Genomic DNA, 21,598 nt, shown 5'->3' on the forward strand with positions numbered 1-21,598 from the left:
ATTAAGCGATGCAAATCTGCTTCACATCATAGAGGCGTTGTCGTTGGCTTCAGGACAGAGTGCACCGCGGATGGGGATAACTCACCTGCCTGCCGGCCCACCGCCCGGTTAAAGCAAGATGTCCCCGCTGCGTGAGCAGCGGGGACATCTTTTCAGTTCGTATCCTTACCCGGAGGCAGGATCTTCACCGTGGATTCAACAAGTAAGGAAATTACTTGATGATCTTGGTGACACGGCCTGAACCAACGGTGCGGCCGCCTTCGCGGATAGCGAAGCCGAGGCCTTCTTCCATGGCGATGGGCTGGATGAGCTCAACGGTCATCTCAGTGTTGTCGCCGGGCATAACCATTTCCGTGCCCTCGGGCAGGGTGATAACGCCGGTTACGTCCGTGGTGCGGAAGTAGAACTGCGGGCGGTAGTTCGAGTAGAACGGGTTGTGGCGTCCGCCTTCATCCTTGGACAGGATGTAGACGTTGGCCTCGAAGTCGGTGTGCGGGGTGATGGAACCCGGCTTCACGACAACCTGGCCGCGCTCTACGTCTTCGCGCTTGATGCCGCGGAGCAGGAGACCACAGTTCTCGCCTGCCCATGCTTCGTCAAGCTGCTTGTGGAACATCTCGATACCGGTAACCGTGGTCTTCTGGACCGGACGGATGCCGACGATCTCGACCTCGGAGTTGATGGCAAGGGTACCGCGCTCGGCGCGGCCCGTGACAACGGTTCCACGACCGGTGATCGTGAAGACGTCCTCGATCGGCATCAGGAACGGCTTGTCCTTGTCGCGGATCGGGTCCGGCACGTTGTTGTCAACGGCTTCCATGAGCTCTTCGACGGAAGCAACCCACTTCGGGTCGCCTTCCAGAGCCTTGAGGCCGGAGACGCGAACGACGGGAGCGTTGTCGCCGTCGAATTCCTGGGAGCTCAGCAGTTCGCGAACTTCCATTTCAACGAGGTCCAGCAGTTCCTCATCGTCGACCATGTCGGACTTGTTCAGTGCGACCAGCAGGTAGGGAACGCCAACCTGGCGGGCCAGCAGAACGTGCTCGCGGGTCTGGGCCATCGGACCGTCGGTAGCGGCAACCACGAGGATTGCGCCGTCCATCTGAGCTGCACCAGTGATCATGTTCTTGATGTAGTCAGCGTGACCGGGGGCGTCTACGTGTGCGTAGTGGCGCTTCTCGGTCTGGTACTCGATGTGCGAGATGTTGATGGTGATACCGCGCTGGCGCTCTTCAGGTGCAGAGTCGATAGCAGCGAAATCGCGCTTTTCATTCAGATCAGGGTACTTGTCAGCAAGCACCTTCGAAATGGCAGCGGTCAACGTCGTCTTTCCATGGTCAACGTGACCAATGGTGCCGATGTTGACGTGCGGCTTAGTCCGCTCGAACTTTGCCTTCGCCACGGGTTCCTCCTAGAAAGGTTGAAGACTCAATCTCCAACAGCGCTTCTCGCTGCTGAAACTGATGTAAGTCTACTGGGGGCTGTTTATTTGATGAAATTGCCGTATATCCGCAGCAGCCTGGCGAGGCCGCTCAGTCTGGCTATGCAGCGGGCTTCCGGCCTGGGCCTTGGCCCGCTGCACACAGCTGGTGTTCCGAAGTTGCCCCCGGAACACCAACCAGGGTTTTATTCGCCGCGCGTCTTCTGGATGATCTCGTCGGCTACTGCCTTCGGGACCTCCGCGTAGCTGTTGAACGACATGGAGTACACGGCGCGTCCCTGCGTCTTTGAACGCAGGTCGCCGATGTAGCCGAACATGCCGGACAGCGGTACGTGAGCACGGATGACCTTTACGCCTGCGGCGTCTTCCATGGACTGCATCTGGCCGCGGCGGGAGTTGATGTCACCGATAACTTCACCCATGTATTCCTCAGGGGTGCGGACTTCAACATCCATCAGCGGTTCGAGCAGTACAGGGTTCGCCAGGCGGGCGGCTTCCTTGAAAGCCTGTCGTCCGGCGATCTTGAACGCCATTTCCGAGGAGTCAACATCGTGGTAGGCACCGTCAAGCAGGCTTGCCTTGACACCGACCACGGGGTAACCGGCGAGCACACCTTCGGTGAGCGCGCTCTGGATACCCTGGTCAACGCTGGGGATGTATTCACGGGGAATACGGCCACCGGTGACCTTATTGTCGAACTCGTAGAACACGCCTTCCGACGTGTCCATCGGCTCGATCGCGATCTGGACCTTTGCGAACTGGCCCGAACCACCGGTCTGCTTCTTGTGCGTGTAGTCATGCTTGGCCACAGCGCGCTTGATGGTTTCGCGGTAGGCAACCTGGGGCTTGCCCACGTTTGCCTCGACGCGGAATTCGCGGCGCATGCGGTCAACCAGGATGTCCAGGTGCAGCTCGCCCATACCGGCGATGATCGTCTGGTTGGTGTCTTCGTCGAGGGAGACCTGGAAGGTCGGATCCTCTTCGGAGAGCTTCTGGATGGCCGTGGAGAGCTTCTCCTGGTCACCCTTGGTCTTCGGCTCGATGGCCACGGAAATCACGGGCTCCGGGAAGCTCATGGATTCCAGCACGATCGGGTTCTGAAGGTCGCACAGGGTGTCACCCGTGGTGGTGTCCTTCAGGCCAATCGCAGCGTAGATGTGACCGGTGGTGATCTCTTCGACCGGGTTTTCCTTGTTGGCGTGCATCTGGAAGAGCTTTCCGATGCGCTCCTTCTTCTGCTTGGTCGCATTCATGACCTGGGCGCCGGAAGCAGCGTGACCGGAGTACACGCGGATGTACGTCAGGCGGCCGAAGAACGGGTGCGTGACAACCTTGAACGCCAGGGCCGAGAACGGAGCGTTGGCATCAGCGGCGCGTTCGAGGATGACCTCTTCGTCGCGGATGTCGTGGCCCTTGATGTTCGGGACGTCCAGCGGGTTCGGCAGGTAGGCGACGACGGCGTCAAGCATCGGCTGTACGCCGCGGTTCTTGAACGCGGAACCGCAAAGCACCGGGTAAACCAGCGAGTTGATGGTCAGGTGGCGGATGCCGGCCTTGATTTCCTCGGTGGTGAATTCTTCACCTTCGAGGTACTTGTTCATCAGTTCGTCGCTGGCTTCGGCAACGGTCTCGATGAGCGCGGCGCGGTACTCTTCAGCCTTTTCGGCCAGATCGGCCGGGATGGGCTCGACCTCGTACTTGGCACCCATGGTGACGTCACCCTTGGAGTCGCCGCGCCACGTCAGTGCACGCATCTCGACCAGGTCAACGACGCCTTCAAACTCGCTCTCGGCACCGATGGGCAGCTGGATAACCAGCGGCTTCGCGCCGAGGCGGTTGATGATCGTGTCCACAGTGAAGTAGAAGTCAGCGCCGAGCTTGTCCATCTTGTTGACGAAGCAGATGCGCGGAACGTTGTACTTGTCAGCCTGGCGCCAAACAGTCTCGGACTGCGGCTCCACGCCTTCCTTGCCGTCGAAAACGGCTACAGCGCCGTCGAGCACGCGCAGGGACCGCTCAACCTCGACCGTGAAGTCAACGTGACCCGGGGTGTCGATGATGTTGATCTGGTTGTTGTCCCAGTAGCACGTGGTAGCTGCGGAGGTAATGGTGATACCCCGCTCCTGCTCCTGTGCCATCCAGTCCATGGTGGACGCACCGTCGTGGGTCTCACCAATCTTGTGGTTGACACCGGTGTAGAACAGGATGCGCTCGGTGGTGGTGGTCTTGCCGGCATCAATGTGGGCCATGATGCCGATGTTGCGGACCTTGTTCAGGTCGGTAAGCACGTCAAGTGCCACGGTTTCTCCCTTAGTTGGTTTTTGCCGGTTCGACTGCGTTTATCTGCTTCGGGCCCCGCACCCCGCCGTAAGCGGAATGCAGGGCCTTGAAGGAGTGGCCGCCGTCGGCCTGGCTTATTACCAGCGGTAGTGTGCGAAGGCCTTGTTGGATTCAGCCATCTTGTGGGTGTCTTCGCGGCGCTTGACTGCTGCACCAAGACCGTTGGAAGCATCCAGGATCTCGTTGCGCAGACGCTCGGTCATGGTCTTTTCGCGGCGGGCCTTGGAGTAGCCAACCAGCCAGCGCAGGGCCAGTGCAGTTGCACGGCCCGGCTTGACCTCAACCGGAACCTGGTAGGTGGCGCCGCCGACGCGGCGGGACTTGACCTCAAGGCTGGGCTTGATGTTGTCCATGGCCTTCTTCAGGGCTGCAACGGGGTCTCCCCCGGTCTTCTCCTGAGCGCCTGCGAGTGCACCGTAAACAATGCGCTCAGCGGTGGACTTCTTGCCGTCGACGAGAACCTTGTTGATCAGCTGAGTGACCAGCGGGGAGCCGTAGACGGGATCCAGTACGAGCGGCCGCTTGGGGGCCGGACCCTTGCGGGGCATATTACTTCTTCTCCATCTTCGCGCCGTAACGGCTGCGAGCCTGCTTGCGGTTCTTGACACCCTGGGTGTCGAGTGCGCCGCGAACGATCTTGTAACGAACACCGGGCAGGTCCTTCACACGACCACCGCGAACGAGGACGATGGAGTGTTCCTGCAGGTTGTGACCAACACCGGGGATGTAGGCGGTCACTTCAATGCCACCGTTCAGGCGCACGCGGGCAACCTTACGCAGTGCAGAGTTCGGCTTCTTCGGGGTGGTGGTGTAAACGCGGGTGCAGACACCACGGCGCATCGGGCTGCCCTGGAGGGCAGGAGCCTTGGTCTTGGAGACCTTGGGTGACCGGCCCTTGCGGACCAGCTGCTGAATCGTAGGCACTTTCGTGTTCTCCGTTTTTTCTCGAGATAAGTTCTCTTGGTTGCTCCGCCCCGCTGTCAGCTGTTGGAACAGCCGAGGCGACGCGCTTTAAGTCGTCGTTTCCGCAATGCCCCGAGAAGCTCCGATAGTCTCGCCGAAAGCGACCGTAGGCGTGCAAAAGTGTGGCATTCGTTGCACAGGAACCCTGCAACCCGGAAACAGGCCCGCTACGATAAGCGTCCTTCATCCACTGCCACACAAACAATTGATTATTAGTCTAACAGACTTAAGCTTCCCCGCCTGACGATGCGGCAAGAATCACATCCTGAGGCTAGCTCCCGGCAACCAGCGCGGCGGTAATCTTCGCCGCAGTCTGCTGCAGGTGCGGCAAGACCTCCGCAACAGCTTCCTCCAGAGTACTCCCGCCTGTCCCCAACGAAGCCTGCATGGAGGTATTGATGGCTGCAATCACATCCCCGCCCGGCCCTCGGACCGGGACGGCAACGGAGCGCAGCCCCGCTTCGAGCTCCTGGTCCACGACGGCCCAGCCGGCTTCCCTCACCCTGGTTATCTCTTCCCGGAGGTCCGTGACGGAGGTGAGGGTCCGTTCCGTCAGCGGCCGGGGCTGGACCTGAGCCAGGTACTGCTCCAGCTCCGCGTCCGGCAGGCCGGCCAGCAGGACCCGCCCCATGGAGGTGGCATAGGCGGGGAACCGGGTACCGACGGCGATGCCAACGCGCATCAGCCTCCGGGTATGGATTCGGGCGACGTAGACAATGTCCTGGCCGTCAAGGATGGACGCGGACGTGGACTCCGAGATGGTGCGGGAGAGGTCTTCCAGCAGGGGCTGCGCCAGCTGCGGCAGGGTCTGGCCCGAGAGGTAGGAATATCCCAGGCCCAGCACCTGGGCGGTCAGCTCGAAATTGCGGCCGTCAGTGCGCATGTACCCCAAATCCACGAGGGTCAGCAGGAACCGCCGGGCGGTGGCACGGGTCAGCCCGGTCCGGCGGGAAACCTCGCTCAGGGTCATGCTGACGTGGTCGGCGTCGAAGGACCGAATCACGCTTAGGCCGCGCGCCAGCGACTGGACGTGCTGGCCGCTTGCGGCGGAGGTCTCGCTCATTTCTCCCTCGTGGATAACGGTGCCGGCCTTAGGTGCCGGCCGGATCGCGGATCAGCGGAACATCCATCACGGCGGCCAGCTCCTCGAAGCTGATGCCGTGGGTTTCCCGCACGTGCACGCCGTCCTCCTTCAGCAGGAAGACCGCTTCATTAGTGTAGACGCGGGTCACGCAGCCCACTCCTGTCAGGGGGTAGGTGCACTGGCGGACGAGTTTGCTCAGGCCTTCCCGGGTGAACAGGGACATCATGACGTAGACGTCCTTGGCTCCGGTTGCCAGGTCCATGGCTCCGCCCACGGCTGGAATGGCGTCGGCGGCGCCGGTGTGCCAGTTGGCCAGGTCTCCTGAAGCTGAAACCTGGAAAGCGCCAAGCACGCAGACGTCCAGGTGACCGCCGCGCATGATGGCGAAGGAATCGGCGTGATGGAAGTACGCCGCTCCCGGCAGCTCGGTGACCGGGATCTTTCCGGCGTTGATCAGGTCGCCGTCGATCTGGCTGCCCTGCGCTTGGGGCCCCATTCCCAGCATTCCGTTTTCGGTGTGCAGGGTAATCTTCTGTTCCGGCATCAGGTAGTTCGACACCAGGGTGGGCTGGCCGATCCCGAGGTTGACGTAGGAACCGGGTGCGATGTCCCGCGCCACCAGTTCCGCTAGCTGGAACTTGTCCAGGCGGTCCCCGGTTTCCGTCCCGCCTGCTGTGCCTTCTGCTCTCGTGCCTTCTGCTCTCGTGCCTTCAATTGAAAAGTTCATGCTGCTGCCGGCTCCTTTTCCTCTGCCACGCGCACCAGCGTGTTCACGTAAATACCCGGTGTGACGACGTGCTCCGGATCCAGGTCCCCCGGGTCCACGACGTCGCGGACCTGGACAATGGCGTTCGTCGCCGCGGCGGCCATGACGGGACCGAAGTTGCGGGCGGTCTTGCGGTAGACGAGGTTCCCTGCCCGGTCGGCACGCAGTGCCTTGACCAGCGCAAAGTCCGCCGAGAGCGGGGATTCGAATACGTAGCCCCGGCCGTCGATGATCCGGGTCTCCTTGCCCTCAGCGAGCATCGTTCCGTACCCGGTGGGCGTGAAGAAGCCGCCGATGCCGGCCCCTGCGGCCCGGATCCGCTCGGCAAGGTTGCCCTGCGGCACCAGCTCGAGTTCGATCTCCCCCGCCCGGAACTTCGCGTCGAAGATCTGGGAGTCGGACTGGCGCGGGAAGGAACAGATGATTTTCTTCACCCTGCCGGCGCCAATGAGCGCTGCCAGGCCGTGTTCACCGTTGCCGGCGTTGTTATTCACCACTGTCAGGTCCGAGGCTCCCTGCCGGAGCAGCGCCTCGATCAGTTCCACGGGCTGTCCGGCCTTGCCGAAGCCGCCGATCATGACGGTTGCCCCGTCGGTGATGGACGCAACGGCTTCGTCGACGTCCTGCACGATGTTGAGCACAGTTTCCCCTAGTTCGCGGTGGTTGTTGAGTTTTCGAGCACTACGGCCAGTCCCTGGCCGACGCCGATGCAGATCGCCGCGACGCCCCACCGCTCGCCGGAGGCTTGGAGCCGGCGAGCCAGCGTTCCCAGGATGCGGGTGCCTGAGGCACCGAGCGGGTGTCCGATGGCCACCGCACCTCCCCACGCATTGACGATGTCCGGGTCGATGTCCCAGGCATCGAGGCATGCCAGGGACTGGGCGGCGAAGGCTTCATTGAGCTCGACGGCGCCCACGTCACCCCAGCTGATCCCGGCACGTTTGAGGGCGAGATTAGCGGCTTCGACCGGCGCGTAGCCGAAGTACTGCGGTTCGTTGGCGGCGGCGCCGCGCCCGGCAATGCGGGCCAGCGGGGGCAGCCCGAGAAGACGCTCGGCTGCCTCGCTTCCCAGCCAGGCGGCCGAGGCACCGTCATTCAGCGGCGAGGCGTTGCCGGCGGTAACAGTGCCGCCGGAGGCATCGTTGCCGGCGGGACGGAACACGGTGGCGAGGGTGGACAGTTTCTCCACCGTCGAACCGGCACGGATGGATTCATCCCGGTCCAGGGCAACACCGTCGACGGCGACGGTCAGGTTGGCGTAGTTGCCTTCGTCCCAGGCCTTGGCGGCCAGCACATGGGACTTTGCCGCAAACTCGTCCTGGCGGTCCCGGGTGATGTTGTACTTTTCGCGCAGCTGCTCGGTCGCTTCGCCCAGCGACACGGTCCATTCCGCGGGCATGGCGGGGTTCACGAGCCGCCAGCCCAGCGTGGTGGAGGCGAGCGTCTGGTTCCCTGCGGGATAGGCCTTCTCGTTTTTCGGGAGTACCCAGGGCGCACGGCTCATGGACTCCACGCCGCCGACGAGCATAAGGTCGGCTTCCCCGGTGTTGATCTGCCGGGACGCGATGATCGCGGCATCAAGGGAAGAGCCGCAGAGCCGGTTCACCGTGGTTCCCGGGACCGACGTGGGCAGGGAAGCCAGCAGTGACGACATCCTGGCGACGTTGCGGTTCTCCTCGCCTGCGCCGTTGGCGTTGCCGAAGACCACTTCGTCCACGGCCGCGGGATCCAGGTCAGGTGCGCGGTCCACTGCCGCACGGATGACCCGTGCTCCCAGGTCATCCGGCCGCACTCCGGCCAGCACACCGCCGAACTTGCCGAACGGCGTGCGGACTGCGTCGTAGATGTACGCCTGATTCATCGCTTCTCCAGCCCGTCGAGTTCTGCGAAAACCTGTTGCGCCGTCTTGAATGCCGAATTGGCAGCCGGAACGCCGCAGTAGATGGCCGACTGCAGAATGATTTCCTTGATTTCGGCCCGGGTCAGCCCGTTGGTCAGCGCTGAGCGGACGTGCATGGCGAACTCCTCCGTGTGCCCGTGGGCAATCAGTGCGGTGAGCGTGATCGCGCTGCGCATGGTCCGGGGCAGTCCGGGCCGGGTCCAGATGCTCCCCCACGCATACTTGGTGATGAGCTCCTGGAAGTCCTCGGTGAATTCGTCCTTGGCGGCGTTCGCGCGGTCCACGTGGGCAGCACCGAGCACCTCGCGGCGGACGGCCATCCCCTCGTCGTAGACGTCCTGCTGGGTCTTGTCTGCATCCTCAATCATGGAACCTACAGTCCTTCCTGATATGCGGCACCAAAGAAGTTGCGCAGCAGGTGAGCGGTTTCTTCCGGCTTTTCGGCCGGAAGCAGATGGGCGGCGCCGCCGACGGCGGCACTGGTGCCGTTGGGCGTGCGCTCGGCAACGTACTCGGCGAACGACGGCGGGGTGACCGCGTCCTGCTCGCCCGCCAACGCAAGCAGGGGAAGGGTGATGTCGCCGAGCCTGCCGCGGACGTCGAATTCGGCCAGAGCCTCACAGCAAAACGCATAAGAGAACCGGTCTGCGTCCTGGAGGGAATGCAAAAGGGCAGCGGAGGCGGCCGGTTCACGGTCGATAAAGCCGGGGGCAAACCAGCGCTCAGCGGAGCCGGCCAGGACTGCGGGAGTGCCCTGGTTCCGGACCGTATCGGCGCGCTCTGCCCAGCCTTCGGCGTCGCCGATTTTTGCGCCGGAGCACAGAATCGCCAGTCCCTCGAATTCCTGGGAATGGTCCAGCCCCAGCTGCAGTCCCACGGCCCCGCCCAGGGACACTCCGGCGTAGTACACGCTCTGCTGCGCTGTGATGTCGCCGCCGGCACGTGCTGCGGCAACCAGGGCCGCAACACTGTCCGACAGGTCGGCCACGCTGAACGGCTCGGCGGCTGCGGGGCTGAGGCCGTGTCCGGGAAGGTCCCAGGCGATCACGGTGAAGGTCTTCAGCACGGCGGCGGCCGGGGACCACAGCGCCGCGGCGGAGGTCCCCAGCGACGGGCCGGCGATGAGGACGGGAGCATTCGCGCCGGCGGCGCTGAGGAGGCTGGCTTTGAGGACGGGCTGGCTCACCGGGAGCTCCTTACGGGATAGGCGGCAAGAATGCGGTCAATCAGGGCGGAGGCCTCGCCCACGTAGTTGGCGGGATCCAGCTGGGCGGCAAGCTCGGCATCGCTCAGGACATCGGCGGATACTGACTTGCGCAGCATTTCGCCCAGAGAGCTCCCCATGGTCTGGGCGGCGGTGACCAGCTCCTGAAGGCGGGCCTTGCCGCTGCCGGGTCCGCCGTCGTCGTCCAGCAGCGGGGCAACCGTGGCCATCAACCGTTCGCTGACCACCAGCGGTCCGGCGGTGAGCAGGTTGTCCCGAAGCACTGCGGTGTTTACGGTGAGCCCTTCGGTGAGTTCAGCGAGTTTCTCCGCAGCGCCCGAGGCCAGCCGCAGCAGGGAGCGCAGTGCCTGCCACTCGGTGTGCCAGGAGCCGCCGGGGCGCTCGTCGTCCGCAGCTCCGGCCGCGGTCTGGAGCGCCGCCCCGCAGCCCGGACCGGCCAGCGCGGCGCTGCGGATGAGCACGGACAGCACCGGGTTCCGTTTCTGCGGCATGGCCGAGGATCCCCCGCGGCCAGCCGCCCGCGGCTCGGAGACCTCCGCTACCTCGGGCCTGCTCATCAGCAGGACGTCATTGGCGATCTTGCCGGCGGCAGACAGCAGGTCCTGCAGGGCGGCACCCACTGCAGTGACGGGCAGCCGGTTTCCCTGCCAGGGTGCGGCCGGCGCTGCCAGTCCCAGCCGGAGTGCCAGTTCGTCGGCAAGCTCCAGAGGCGTTGCCGCTGATCCGCTGGCATCCACGACGGTGCGCAGGGCCGCAAGCGTGCCCGAGCCGCCGCCCCACTGCAGGGGCAGACGGGATGCTGTTGTTTCGAGCGCCTCCGCCGCCTGCCCGATCCCGTGCAGCCACTGGGCGGCGCGGAGACCGAAGGTGGAGGGCAGTGAATGCTGGGTGAGGGTCCGGGCCACGCAGAGGGTATGCCGGTGCTCGACGGCGAGACCGGCCAGGGCAGACATGGTCCGCCGGGTATCGGAGGCAATGCCTGCCAGCGTGTCCGCGGAGACCAGCATCAGGGCCGTGTCCAGGATGTCCTGGCTGGTGGCTGCAGTGTGCACAGCTTCGGCGGCAGCGGGCGAAATATCGCGCACCTTGGCGCGCAGGTCAGCCAGCAGGGGGATCACCGGGTTGCCTCCCCCGGCGGACCGGGCTGCCAGGGACGCCGGGTCGTAGAGGTCGGCGCGGAAGGCGGGGGCGGCCTCGTCGGGCAACTGCGGTGCAATGACGCCCGCGCCGGCCAGGACGCGCAGCCATTGGAGTTCGACGTCCAGCAGTTTCTGAACAATCCGGCGGTCACCAGTCCGGCCCGCACCGGTGGTGCCTGCCCACACCGGGGACAACAGCCCGTAGTCTGCGGTGTCCGCTGCGCTTACTGATCCGGTCATCGTTAGGCTCCGGGGAAGGACAGGAAAACGGTTTCATCCCGGCCCTGCAGGCTGATGTTCCAGCGCAGTCCGCCGTCCGCCTCACGGGTGGCGATCAGGGTCCGGCGGCGTTCCTCGGGCAGCGAGGAGAGCAGGGTATCCCGGGCCAGGGCCTCTTCGTCGTCCGGCAGGTACATCCGGGTGTGCAGCTTGTTCAGCAGGCCGCGGGCAAAAATGACGAAGGAAATGAAGGGTGCCGCTCCTTCTTCCGCGGGACCGGGGTTGACCGTGGTGAAGGTGTAGTTGCCGGCATTGTCGACTGCGGTGCGGCCCCAGCCGGTGAAGGTGTAGCCGTCACGGACCAGGGAACCTGACCGCTGCGGGATATTGCCGTCGGCGTCCGCCTGCCAGATTTCCAGCAGGGCATCCGGGATGGGATCCCCGGCGCCGTCGGTCACCGTACCCTGCAACCGGACGCTCCCGGGCACGCCCGGGGACAGCAGCTGGTTGTCCTTCTCGAAGGGGAGGGCATAGCCGTAGAACGGGCCGATGGTCTGGCCCGGCGTGGCTGTCAGCTTCTGTTCGCTCATTACTCTGCGTCCTCTTCTTCCATCCAGGTGCGGTTGCTGCCGGTGAGCACGATGTCCCAGTTGTAGCCGGTGGCCCACTCGTGCGAGGTGAGGTTGTGGTCGTACGCGGCCACGAGGCGGTCCCGTGCTTTCTGGTCGGTGATCGACTGGTAGATCGGATCCAGGGCGAACAGCGGATCCCCGGGAAAATACATCTGGGTGATCATGCGCTGGGTGAAGTCGGTGCCGAAGAGCGAGAAATGGATGTGCGCCGGCCGCCAGGCGTTGTAGTGGTTCTTCCACGGGTACGGTCCGGGCTTGATGGTGGTGAACTCGTAGAAACCGTCCTCAGTAGTGAGGCAGCGGCCGACGCCGGTGAAGTTGGGGTCGATCGGCGCCGGGTGCTGATCCCGCTTGTGGATGTAGCGTCCCGCCGAGTTCGCCTGCCAGATTTCCACCAGCTGGTTACGGACCGGATGCCCGTCGCCGTCGAGGATGCGTCCGCGGACAATGATCCGCTCCCCCAGCGGTTCGCCGTTGTGCTGGATCGTCAGGTCACTTTCCAAGGCGTGGACATCCTGGTGGCCGAAGGCCGGGGACCACAGCTCAATGGTTTCGGGGTCCGCGTGGTGCGGATCCTTGGTGGGGTGGCGCAGAAGGGAGCTGCGGTACGGCTGGAAGTCCACACGGGGCTGGGTCTCCTCCGTACCGCCGTCGTCCACCGTTTTGCGGTAGGCGGCATGGATCGAATCGATCTCCGCGGAAATCTGGTCCTGCGAGGCTTCCGCAGCATCCAGCCGTTCGATCACATGGCTGTCCGGGAACAGGCCTTCTTCCATTTCCATGGTTCTCCCTTGTCGATGTTTCCCCTCCGCCCGTACCGCTGCCAAGCATCTTGAGGATGGGACCACCCTACGTCAATGTTCACTTTGTGTACAGGTGTTCACTATGCGAACTTTCTATTTCGAGGTTGTCGCCGGCCAGCCGGTGTAGGCCTCCGCAAGGTAGGCGCTGCCGTGCCGGGAGGCAACGACGCCGGCCAACTCCCCCAGCGCACGCTTGCGTTCAAAGGGGCTGGCATCGGCCCTGGTATGCAGCATGGAAGTCATCCAGTAAGAGAAATTCTGGGCCCGCCAAACCCGTGCCAGTGCGCGCTCACTGTATCCGTCCAACAGGTTTGTTTTTCCGGTGGCATACAACGATTCAACGGCTTCAAACAGAACCTGGACGTCGGCCAGGGCAAGATTGAGCCCCTTGGCTCCCGTGGGCGGCACGGTGTGTCCTGCGTCGCCGGCAAGGAACATCTTCCCGTAGCGCAGCGGCTCGCAAACATAGCTGCGGAACTTCAACAGCGTCTTTTCAAAGATCGGACCGCGTTTGAGCTCAAAGCCGTCGGGGCCGTCCACCCGCCGCTGGAGCTCATCCCAAATCTGCTCCTCGGACCAATCGTCGGGGTTCTCATCAGGGTCGGCCTGAAAGTACATCCGCTGGATAGTCTGACTGCGCTGGCTGATCAGCGCGAAGCCCCGGCCGGAGTTGGTGTAGATCAATTCAGGTGCACTCGGCGGTGCCTCTGTAAGGATCCCGAACCAGGCAAAGGGGTACTCAATGAAATTCTCCCTGCGCTGTCCGGCCGGGATGGCCCGCCGGCAAATGCCCTGCGAACCATCCGCGCCCACCAGGATGTCGCAGTGGACCTCGAAGACGGCACCCTCCGCGTCGGTGAACCGGATTTTGGGCGTATCGGAGGAAAGGTCAAGAACCTCAGTGTCGGAGACCGCCCACCGCACGTCCCCGCTGTCGCGCTCCCTGGCAGCAGCCAGGTCCACGAACACTTCATTCTGCGGATAGAGCCAAACGGACTCCCCCACCAGATCCTGGAAATCTATCCGGTGGCTGGCGCCGCCGAACCGAAGGTCAATACCGTCGTGGCGGTGCCCGTCGGTGAGGACCCTGTTGCTGACACCGCCCTCGGTGAGCATCCGCACCGACCCGTGCTCCAGGATTCCGGCACGGTGCGTGGTGCGGATGGTGTGATAATCCCGTTTCTCCACCACAATGCTCTCAATGCCGGCTTGAGCCAGCAGATGCGAGAGCATCAGTCCGGCAGGACCGGCACCCACGATGCCGACCCGGGCCTTGAGAATGGTGCGTGCTGCGCCCATGCAGTACTCCTTAGAAAGCTGCCTGTCGGCCATTCCCAGAGTCTGGCACAAACGCGAAAGGTCCCGCACCAAACGGTGCGGGACCTTTCCTTACTGCGGCATGCCGTGTGGCGGGCCGCAGCGTTGCAGGTTAGCGGAAGTCGCTGCCCATGTCGTAGTCATCCAGCGGGATGGCATGGAACTCGGGGCTCAGGCCGCCGTCCACTCCGGCGTAGTCGAAGTCGCTGAAGGCGCTCGGGCCGGTGAACAGGTTGGCCTTTGCTTCTTCGGTCGGCTCGACGGTGACCTCGGTGTAACGGGGAAGGCCCGTTCCGGCCGGGATCAGCTTACCGATGATGACGTTTTCCTTGAGGCCGAGCAGCGGATCGCTCTTGCCTTCCATGGCCGCCTGCGTCAGGACGCGGGTGGTTTCCTGGAAGGAAGCAGCGGACAGCCAGGACTCGGTGGCCAGCGACGCCTTGGTGATACCCATGAGCTCGGGACGGCCGGAGGCCGGCTTCTTGCCCTCGGATACCACGCGGCGGTTCTCGTTCTCGAAGCGGCGGCGCTCGGCCAGCTCACCCGGGAGCAGATCCGAATCGCCGGACTCGATCACGGTCACGCGGCGCAGCATCTGGCGGACGATGACTTCCACGTGCTTGTCGTGGATGCCTACACCCTGGCTGCGGTACACGCGCTGGACTTCGTCCACCAGGAATTCCTGTGCCTTGCGCGGGCCGAGGATACGGAGGATCTGCTTGGGATCCACCGCACCGAAGACCAGCTGCTGGCCAACCTCAACGTGGTCGCCGTCGGCAACCAGCAGGCGGGCGCGGCGCAGGACCGGGTACGCGATTTCTTCGGAGCCGTCATCGGGAGTGACAACCAGACGCATCTGGCGGTCGGTCTCTTCGATGGTGACCCGACCCGCGGTCTCGGAGATCGGAGCAACACCCTTGGGTGTGCGTGCTTCGAAGAGCTCCTGGATACGGGGCAGACCCTGGGTGATATCTTCCGCGGAAGCAACACCACCGGTGTGGAAGGTACGCATGGTCAGCTGGGTGCCCGGCTCACCAATGGACTGTGCGGCGATGATGCCGACGGCCTCGCCGATGTCCACGGTCTTACCCGTGGCCAGGGAGCGGCCGTAGCACAGTGCGCAGGTACCGACGGCGGACTCACAGGTGAGTACGGAGCGGACCTTGATGTTGGTAACTCCGGCTTCGAACAGCTTCGCGATGAGGACGTCGCCCACATCGTCGCCGCCCTTGGCCAGGACATTGCCCTGGGGGTCGACGACGTCGGTGGCCAGCGTACGGGCGTACGCCGAGTTCTCGACCTCTTCGTGCAGCTGCAGTTCACCGTTGGAGTCCGGCACTGCGATGGTGACATTCAGGCCGCGCTCGGTGCCGCAGTCTTCCTCGCGGACAATGACGTCCTGGGAGACGTCCACCAGACGACGGGTCAGGTAACCCGAGTTGGCGGTACGCAGAGCGGTATCGGCAAGACCCTTACGGGCACCGTGGGTGGCGATGAAGTATTCCAGCACCGACAGGCCCTCGCGGTACGAGGACTTGATCGGGCGGGGAATGATCTCACCCTTAGGGTTGGCCACCAGACCACGGATACCGGCAATCTGGCGAACCTGCAGCCAGTTACCACGGGCACCGGAAGACACCATGCGGTTGATGTTGTTTTCCTTGGGCATGTTCGCACGCATGGCCGCAGCAACTTCGTTCGTTGCCTTGTTCCAAATGTCGATGAGCTCCTGACGGCGCTCGTCTTCTGCGATCAGGCCCTTGCCGTACTGGCTTTCAACCTTGGCAGCCTGTGCTTCGTAAACCTCCATGATGGCCGGCTTGTCGATCGGCGCGGAGATGTCCGAGATGGCAACGGTGACGCCTGAGCGGGTGGCCCAGTAGAAACCGGCGTCCTTCAGGTTATCCAGCGTTGCCGCCGTCATCACCTTCGGGTAGCGCTCTGCCAGGTCGTTCACGATCGTGGACAGCTGGCCCTTGTCTGCAACCTTCTCAACCCACGGGTAATCCGCCGGCAGGGTCTGGTTGAAGATGACCTGGCCAAGGGAGGTCTGGATGAGGGCAGGAGTGCCTTCTTCCCAGCCTTCCGGAGCCGGACGGTCGGCGGAGGGCACAAAGCCTTCCAGACGCATGCTGACCTGAGCGTTCAGGTCCAGCTCACCGAGGTCGTACGCCATCAGGGCTTCGGACGGTGTCGTGAAGAACCGGCCCTCGCCTGCTGCGCCTTCCTTCTTGGTGGTGAGGTGGTGCAGGCCGATGATCATATCCTGCGAAGGCAGGGTTACCGGGCGGCCGTCCGAGGGCTTCAGGATGTTGTTCGAGGACAGCATCAGGATGCGTGCCTCGGCCTGGGCCTCCGGGCTCAGCGGCAGGTGAACTGCCATCTGGTCACCGTCGAAGTCAGCGTTGAACGCGCCACAGACGAGCGGGTGCAGCTGAAGCGCCTTGCCTTCAACGAGCTGCGGCTCGAATGCCTGGATACCCAGGCGGTGCAGGGTGGGTGCACGGTTGAGCAGCACCGGGTGTTCGGTGATGATCTCTTCCAGCACGTCCCAGACCTGCGGGCGGAACCGCTCGACCATGCGCTTGGCGCTCTTGATGTTCTGTGCGTGGTTGAGGTCAACCAGGCGCTTCATCACGAACGGCTTGAAGAGCTCCAGGGCCATCTGCTTGGGCAGACCGCACTGGTGCAGCTTCAGCTGCGGACCAACAACAATGACGGAACGGCCGGAGTAGTCAACGCGCTTACCCAGAAGGTTCTGGCGGAAACGTCCCTGCTTGCCCTTGAGCATGTCGGAGAGCGACTTCAGCGGGCGGTTGCCCGGTCCGGTGACCGGACGGCCGCGGCGGCCGTTGTCGAACAGGGAGTCAACAGCTTCCTGGAGCATGCGCTTTTCGTTGTTCACGATGATCTCGGGGGCACCGAGATCCAGCAGGCGCTTCAGGCGGTTGTTGCGGTTGATGACGCGGCGGTACAGGTCGTTGAGGTCGGACGTCGCGAAACGGCCGCCGTCGAGCTGAACCATCGGGCGCAGTTCCGGCGGGATGACCGGGACAGCGTCCAGGACCATGCCCAGCGGGCTGTTGGTGGTGGTCAGGAATGCGTTGACAACCTTCAGGCGCTTCAGGGCACGCGTCTTGCGCTGGCCCTTGCCGTTCTGGATGATGTCGCGCAGCAGCTCGGACTCAGCCTGCATGTCGAAGTCCTCAAGGCGCTGCTTGATGGCTTCGGCACCCATGGAGCCTTCGAAGTACAGGCCGTAGCGGTCCCGCAGTTCGCGGTACAGGCCTTCGTCGCCCTCCAGGTCGCCGACCTTGAGGTTCTTGAAGCGCTCCCAAACCTGCTCGAGGCGCTCGATGTTGTTGTCGGCGTCGCGGCGGACCTTGGCCATCTGGCGGTCGGCGGAGTCGCGGGCCTTCTTCTTGTCCGCTGCCTTGGCGCCTTCACCCTCAAGGCGAGCAATTTCGCCCTCAAGGTCCTTGGCGATGGCAGCAATGTCAGCGTCGCGCTGGTCGACGAGGTGCTTGCGCTCCAGGTCGTGCTCGGCCTGCAGGTTCGGAAGTTCCGCGTGGCGGTTTTCTTCGTCCACCGAGGTGATCATGTAGGCAGCGAAGTAGATGACCTTTTCGAGGTCCTTCGGAGCCAGGTCCAGCAGGTAGCCCAGGCGGGACGGAACACCCTTGAAGTACCAGATGTGGGTCACGGGAGCGGCAAGCTCAATGTGGCCCATACGCTCGCGGCGCACCTTGGCACGGGTGACCTCGACGCCGCAGCGCTCACAGATGATGCCCTTGAAGCGAACTCGCTTGTACTTACCGCAGTAGCACTCCCAGTCGCGGGAAGGACCGAAGATCTTTTCGCAGAAAAGACCGTCCTTCTCCGGCTTCAGGGTTCGGTAGTTGATGGTTTCCGGCTTCTTGACCTCGCCGTAAGACCAACCGCGGATTTCATCCGCGGTGGCAAGGCCGATTCGCATAAGGCCGAACGTGGAATCGTTGGACATGGGTCCCTGTTCTCTCTTGTTCTCTAAATCTGAATGTCTCGGGTACGGGAAGGGGCTGCCGGAGGCCGGCCCGCTGATGCGGGCCGGCCGGCTCGGCTAAACCTCTTCTACGGAGCTGGGCTCTGCGCGGGACAGATCGATACCCAGTTCTTCCGCGGCCCGGAAGACTTCTTCATCCGAGTCACGCATTTCAATCGTGTTGCCCTCGGTGGAGAGTACTTCCACATTCAGGCAGAGCGACTGCATTTCCTTGATGAGCACCTTGAAGGACTCGGGAACGCCCGGCTCCGGGATGTTCTCGCCCTTGACGATGGCTTCGTAGACCTTCACGCGGCCGTGGATGTCATCGGACTTGATCGTCAGCAGCTCCTGCAGCGTGTAGGCGGCGCCGTACGCTTCCAGGGCCCAAACTTCCATTTCACCGAAGCGCTGGCCACCGAACTGTGCCTTACCACCCAGCGGCTGCTGCGTGATCATGGAGTACGGACCGGTGGAGCGTGCGTGGATCTTGTCATCAACAAGGTGGTGCAGCTTCAGGATGTACATGTAACCCACGGAGATGGGCTCCGGGAACGGCTGGCCGGAGCGGCCGTCGTACATGCGGGCCTTACCGGAGGCGCCGATCAGGCGGTTGCCGTCACGGGTCACGTTGGTGGAATCGAGCAGGCCGGTGATTTCATCTTCACTGGCACCGTCGAACACCGGGGTGGCGACCGTGGTGGGGCCGGATTCGCGCGGCAGTTCCGGCAGGTTCTTGACCCAGTCGGGGTTGCCGTCGATCTTCCAGCCCTGCTTGGCAGCCCAGCCGAGGTGGATTTCCAGGACCTGGCCGACGTTCATTCGACCCGGAACACCCAGCGGGTTCAGGACGATGTCAACGGGGGTTCCGTCTTCCATGAACGGCATGTCCTCGATCGGAAGGATCTTGGAAATGACGCCCTTGTTGCCGTGGCGGCCGGCCAGCTTGTCGCCGTCCGTGATCTTGCGCTTGTGCGCCACGTAGACGCGCACCAGCTGGTTCACGCCCGGGGGCAGCTCGTCGTCGTTGTCGCGGTCGAAGATGCGGACACCGATGACCGTTCCGGACTCGCCGTGGGGAACCTTCAGGGAAGTGTCGCGGACTTCGCGGCTCTTCTCGCCGAAGATGGCGCGCAGCAGGCGCTCTTCCGGGGTCAGTTCCGTTTCACCCTTGGGGGTGACGCGGCCAACCAGGATGTCGCCGGCTTCAACCTCGGCACCGATGTGGATGATGCCGCGCTCGTCCAGCTGGGAGAGCACTTCCTCGGACACGTTCGGGATGTCACGGGTGATTTCCTCGGCACCAAGCTTGGTGTCGCGGGCATCAACTTCGTGCTCCTCGATGTGGATGGAGGTCAGGACATCGTCGGAGACCATGCGCTGCGAGAGGATGATGGCATCTTCGTAGTTGTGGCCTTCCCATGACATGAATGCCACGAGCAGGTTCTTACCCAGAGCCAGTTCACCCTGGTCCGTGGAGGGACCGTCGGCGATGATGCTGTTGACCTCGACGCGTGCGCCTTCGGAAACCAGTACCCGCTGGTTGTACGCGTTGCCCTGGTTGGAGCGTGCGAACTTCATGATCGGGTAGTTGGACTCGGTGCCGTCGTCGTTCATGACGGTAACGAGCTCAGCGGAGACCTCGGTGACAACACCGGGCTTGACGGCGGTAACAGAGTCACCGGCGTCAACGGCGGCGTACTTCTCCATGCCGGTACCCACAACGGGGCGCTCGGAACGGAGCAGCGGGACAGCCTGGCGCTGCATGTTCGCACCCATGAGGGCGCGGTTGGCGTCATCGTGTTCCAGGAACGGAATCAGGGCCGTAGCCACCGACACCATCTGGCGCGGGGAGACGTCCATGTACTCGACGCCTTCGGGCTCAACGAGAACGGGCTCGCCGGAACCGCCGCGGGCACGGACGAGGACCAGGTCCTCGGCGAAGTGCTGGTCTTCGCGCAGCGGAGCGTTTGCCTGGGCAATGGTGCGCTCAACTTCGTCGTCAGCGGTCAGGTAATCAACCTGGTCGGTGACAACGCCGTCGATGACCTTGCGGTACGGGGTCTCGATGAAGCCGAACGCGTTGATCCGGGCGTAGGACGCCAGCGAACCGATCAGACCAATGTTCGGGCCTTCAGGGGTTTCGATGGGGCACATGCGGCCGTAGTGCGAGGGGTGGACGTCTCGGACTTCCATGCCTGCGCGGTCACGGGACAGACCACCCGGGCCCAGCGCGGACAGGCGGCGCTTGTGCGTCAGTCCGGCGAGCGGGTTGTTCTGGTCCATGAACTGCGAGAGCTGGGAGGTTCCGAAGAACTCCTTGATCGCTGCCACGACGGGACGGATGTTGATCAGCGTCTGGGGCGTGATGGCCTCGACGTCCTGAGTGGTCATGCGCTCACGGACAACGCGCTCCATGCGGGACAGGCCCGTGCGGATCTGGTTCTCGATGAGTTCACCGACGGCGCGGATACGGCGGTTGCCGAAGTGGTCGATGTCATCGACCTCGACGCGGATGTCAACATCCTCGCCGTTGCGCTTGCCCGGGACGGTCTTCTCGCCGGCGTGCAGCGCCACCAGGAACTTGATCATGGCGACGATGTCGTCGTTGTTCAGGACCGAGGCGTCAGAATCCGTCAGCGGCTTGTCGATGCCCAGCTTGCGGTTGATCTTGTAGCGGCCAACCTTGGCCAGGTCATAGCGCTTCGGGTTGAAGTACAGGTTGTCCAGAAGGGTCTGGGCAGCCTCGACCGTGGGCGGCTCGCCCGGACGGAGCTTGCGGTAGATGTCCAGCAGGGCATCTTCGCGGGTTTCCGTGGGGTCCTTCTCCAGGGTGGCACGGATGGAGTCGTACTCGCCGAAGGTTTCCAGGATCTGGCCTTCGGTCCAGCCCAGTGCCTTCAGCAGCACGGTGACGGACTGCTTGCGCTTGCGGTCCAGGCGGACGCCCACCTGGTCGCGCTTGTCGATTTCCAGTTCGAACCATGCACCGCGGGAAGGAATGATCTTCGCGGTGTAGATGTCCTTGTCACTGGTCTTGTCAGCGGTGCGCTCGAAGTAGGCGCCCGGGGAACGGACCAGCTGGGAAACCACGACACGCTCGGTGCCGTTGATGACGAACGTTCCCTTGTCTGTCATGAGGGGGAAGTCGCCCATGAACACGGTCTGCTGCTTGATTTCGCCCGTGTTGTTGTTCATGAATTCGGCTTTAACGTACAGAGGGGCCGAGTACGTGGCGTCCCGGTCCTTGCACTCAGCCATGGTGTACTTCGGGTCGGCAAACTCCGGCTCCGAGAAGCTCAGGGACATGGTGCCCTGGAAATCCTCGATCGGGGAGATTTCCTCGAAGATGTCGGCCAGGCCGGAGGTGGTGGCAATGCCCTGTTCCCCGGTCTGCTTGGCCTCTTCTACGCGCGCTTTCCAGCGCTCGTTGCCGACAAGCCAGTCAAAGCTGTCGGTCTGCAGGGCAAGAAGATTGGGAACGTCAAGCGGTTCGTGAATCTTTGCGAATGAAATCCGGGGAGCGATGTTCTCCGGGATGTTAGCGGTTGCATTATTAGAGGTGCTCGAGGCGACCAAGAGGGATCCTTCCACAGACCTTCAGGCGTGTTTCGCGCCTCCTTCTCTGCACAGAGCGGACCTGGTCCGCGTGCGTCCTTGCATCCGGCCGGGCGCGCAAAACGCTGCCTGGCACAGGACGGAGCCCACCGCTATATGAAGGCTGAAGGTTAAGAGAGGGAAGCAAATA

At 63.4% G+C, this 21,598-nt stretch carries 16 protein-coding genes; all 16 read right to left on the bottom strand.

The features are described from left to right. Nucleotides 1-211: 211 nt before the first annotated feature. Entirely contained in the window at nt 212-1,402 is a 1,191-nt protein-coding gene (tuf, locus tag KG104_RS14385) for an elongation factor Tu (RefSeq protein ID WP_104052739.1), read from the bottom strand. Nucleotides 1,403-1,626: 224 nt separating this feature from the next. Next, nucleotides 1,627-3,741 carry an elongation factor G gene (gene fusA, locus KG104_RS14390; protein WP_104052740.1) on the bottom strand — a complete coding sequence of 705 codons (2,115 nt, stop codon included), beginning with the start codon at nt 3,739-3,741 and terminating at the stop codon, nt 1,627-1,629. 117 nt (nt 3,742-3,858) lie between these two features. After that, nucleotides 3,859-4,329, bottom strand: a complete 471-nt coding sequence (gene rpsG / locus KG104_RS14395; RefSeq protein ID WP_104052741.1) for a 30S ribosomal protein S7 — start codon at nt 4,327-4,329, stop codon at nt 3,859-3,861. 1 nt (nt 4,330) lies between these two features. Further along, complete coding sequence (gene rpsL, locus KG104_RS14400) at nt 4,331-4,705, bottom strand: 30S ribosomal protein S12 (RefSeq protein ID WP_104052742.1); 375 nt, start codon at nt 4,703-4,705, stop codon at nt 4,331-4,333. A 310-nt stretch (nt 4,706-5,015) separates the two neighbouring features. Next, a complete protein-coding gene (locus KG104_RS14405) occupies nt 5,016-5,807 on the bottom strand; it encodes an IclR family transcriptional regulator domain-containing protein (protein ID WP_104052743.1) in 792 nt (263 codons plus the stop codon). A gap of 28 nt (nt 5,808-5,835) precedes the next feature. Continuing rightward, entirely contained in the window at nt 5,836-6,555 is a 720-nt protein-coding gene (locus tag KG104_RS14410) for a 3-oxoacid CoA-transferase subunit B (protein WP_207347883.1), read from the bottom strand. Further along, entirely contained in the window at nt 6,552-7,235 is a 684-nt protein-coding gene (locus KG104_RS14415; RefSeq protein WP_207347882.1) for a 3-oxoacid CoA-transferase subunit A, read from the bottom strand. The genes KG104_RS14410 and KG104_RS14415 overlap by 4 nt, the downstream gene beginning before the upstream one ends. Nucleotides 7,236-7,243: 8 nt before the next feature. Next, nucleotides 7,244-8,455: a thiolase family protein gene (locus KG104_RS14420; protein ID WP_207347881.1), complete on the bottom strand. Its 1,212-nt coding sequence runs from the start codon at nt 8,453-8,455 to the stop codon at nt 7,244-7,246. Then, complete coding sequence (gene pcaC, locus KG104_RS14425; protein WP_104101603.1) at nt 8,452-8,862, bottom strand: 4-carboxymuconolactone decarboxylase; 411 nt, start codon at nt 8,860-8,862, stop codon at nt 8,452-8,454. Before pcaC ends, KG104_RS14420 begins: the two co-directional genes overlap by 4 nt. A 5-nt stretch (nt 8,863-8,867) precedes the next feature. Then, nucleotides 8,868-9,680: an alpha/beta fold hydrolase gene (locus tag KG104_RS14430; RefSeq protein WP_207347880.1), complete on the bottom strand. Its 813-nt coding sequence runs from the start codon at nt 9,678-9,680 to the stop codon at nt 8,868-8,870. Beyond that, nucleotides 9,677-11,098 carry a lyase family protein gene (locus KG104_RS14435; protein ID WP_207347879.1) on the bottom strand — a complete coding sequence of 474 codons (1,422 nt, stop codon included), beginning with the start codon at nt 11,096-11,098 and terminating at the stop codon, nt 9,677-9,679. The genes KG104_RS14430 and KG104_RS14435 overlap by 4 nt, the downstream gene beginning before the upstream one ends. 2 nt (nt 11,099-11,100) lie before the next feature. Continuing rightward, nucleotides 11,101-11,667 carry a protocatechuate 3,4-dioxygenase subunit alpha gene (gene pcaG / locus KG104_RS14440; protein WP_207347878.1) on the bottom strand — a complete coding sequence of 189 codons (567 nt, stop codon included), beginning with the start codon at nt 11,665-11,667 and terminating at the stop codon, nt 11,101-11,103. Continuing rightward, nucleotides 11,667-12,485, bottom strand: coding sequence for a protocatechuate 3,4-dioxygenase subunit beta (gene pcaH / locus KG104_RS14445; RefSeq protein WP_237687141.1), 819 nt, complete (start codon nt 12,483-12,485; stop codon nt 11,667-11,669). Before pcaH ends, pcaG begins: the two co-directional genes overlap by 1 nt. Before the next feature lie 120 nt (nt 12,486-12,605). After that, a complete protein-coding gene (locus KG104_RS14450) occupies nt 12,606-13,811 on the bottom strand; it encodes a 4-hydroxybenzoate 3-monooxygenase (RefSeq protein ID WP_207347876.1) in 1,206 nt (401 codons plus the stop codon). A 130-nt stretch (nt 13,812-13,941) separates the two neighbouring features. After that, nucleotides 13,942-17,832, bottom strand: coding sequence for a DNA-directed RNA polymerase subunit beta' (locus tag KG104_RS14455; protein WP_104052752.1), 3,891 nt, complete (start codon nt 17,830-17,832; stop codon nt 13,942-13,944). A 96-nt stretch (nt 17,833-17,928) separates the two neighbouring features. Continuing rightward, on the bottom strand, nt 17,929-21,429 hold the full coding sequence (gene rpoB / locus KG104_RS14460) for a DNA-directed RNA polymerase subunit beta (protein ID WP_104053681.1): 3,501 nt from the start codon (nt 21,427-21,429) through the stop codon (nt 17,929-17,931). Between the last annotated feature and the right edge of the window lie 169 nt (nt 21,430-21,598).

This window comes from Arthrobacter sunyaminii (assembly GCF_018866305.1).
In the GTDB taxonomy this organism is placed as follows: Bacteria; Actinomycetota; Actinomycetes; order Actinomycetales; family Micrococcaceae; genus Arthrobacter_B; species Arthrobacter_B sunyaminii.

Excerpts from the sequence above, each read along its gene's own strand:
- pcaC (WP_104101603.1), bottom strand. The coding sequence starts at position 8,862 with ATGATTGAGGATGCAGACAAGACCCAGCAGGACGTCTACGACGAGGGG.
- KG104_RS14455 (WP_104052752.1), bottom strand. The coding sequence starts at position 17,832 with ATGTCCAACGATTCCACGTTCGGCCTTATGCGAATCGGCCTTGCCACC.
- pcaG (WP_207347878.1), bottom strand. The coding sequence starts at position 11,667 with ATGAGCGAACAGAAGCTGACAGCCACGCCGGGCCAGACCATCGGCCCG.
- pcaH (WP_237687141.1), bottom strand. The coding sequence starts at position 12,485 with ATGGAAGAAGGCCTGTTCCCGGACAGCCATGTGATCGAACGGCTGGAT.
- KG104_RS14405 (WP_104052743.1), bottom strand. The coding sequence starts at position 5,807 with ATGAGCGAGACCTCCGCCGCAAGCGGCCAGCACGTCCAGTCGCTGGCG.
- KG104_RS14410 (WP_207347883.1), bottom strand. The coding sequence starts at position 6,555 with ATGAACTTTTCAATTGAAGGCACGAGAGCAGAAGGCACGAGAGCAGAA.
- rpsG (WP_104052741.1), bottom strand. The coding sequence starts at position 4,329 with ATGCCCCGCAAGGGTCCGGCCCCCAAGCGGCCGCTCGTACTGGATCCC.
- KG104_RS14450 (WP_207347876.1), bottom strand. The coding sequence starts at position 13,811 with ATGGGCGCAGCACGCACCATTCTCAAGGCCCGGGTCGGCATCGTGGGT.
- KG104_RS14420 (WP_207347881.1), bottom strand. The coding sequence starts at position 8,455 with ATGAATCAGGCGTACATCTACGACGCAGTCCGCACGCCGTTCGGCAAG.
- KG104_RS14435 (WP_207347879.1), bottom strand. The coding sequence starts at position 11,098 with ATGACCGGATCAGTAAGCGCAGCGGACACCGCAGACTACGGGCTGTTG.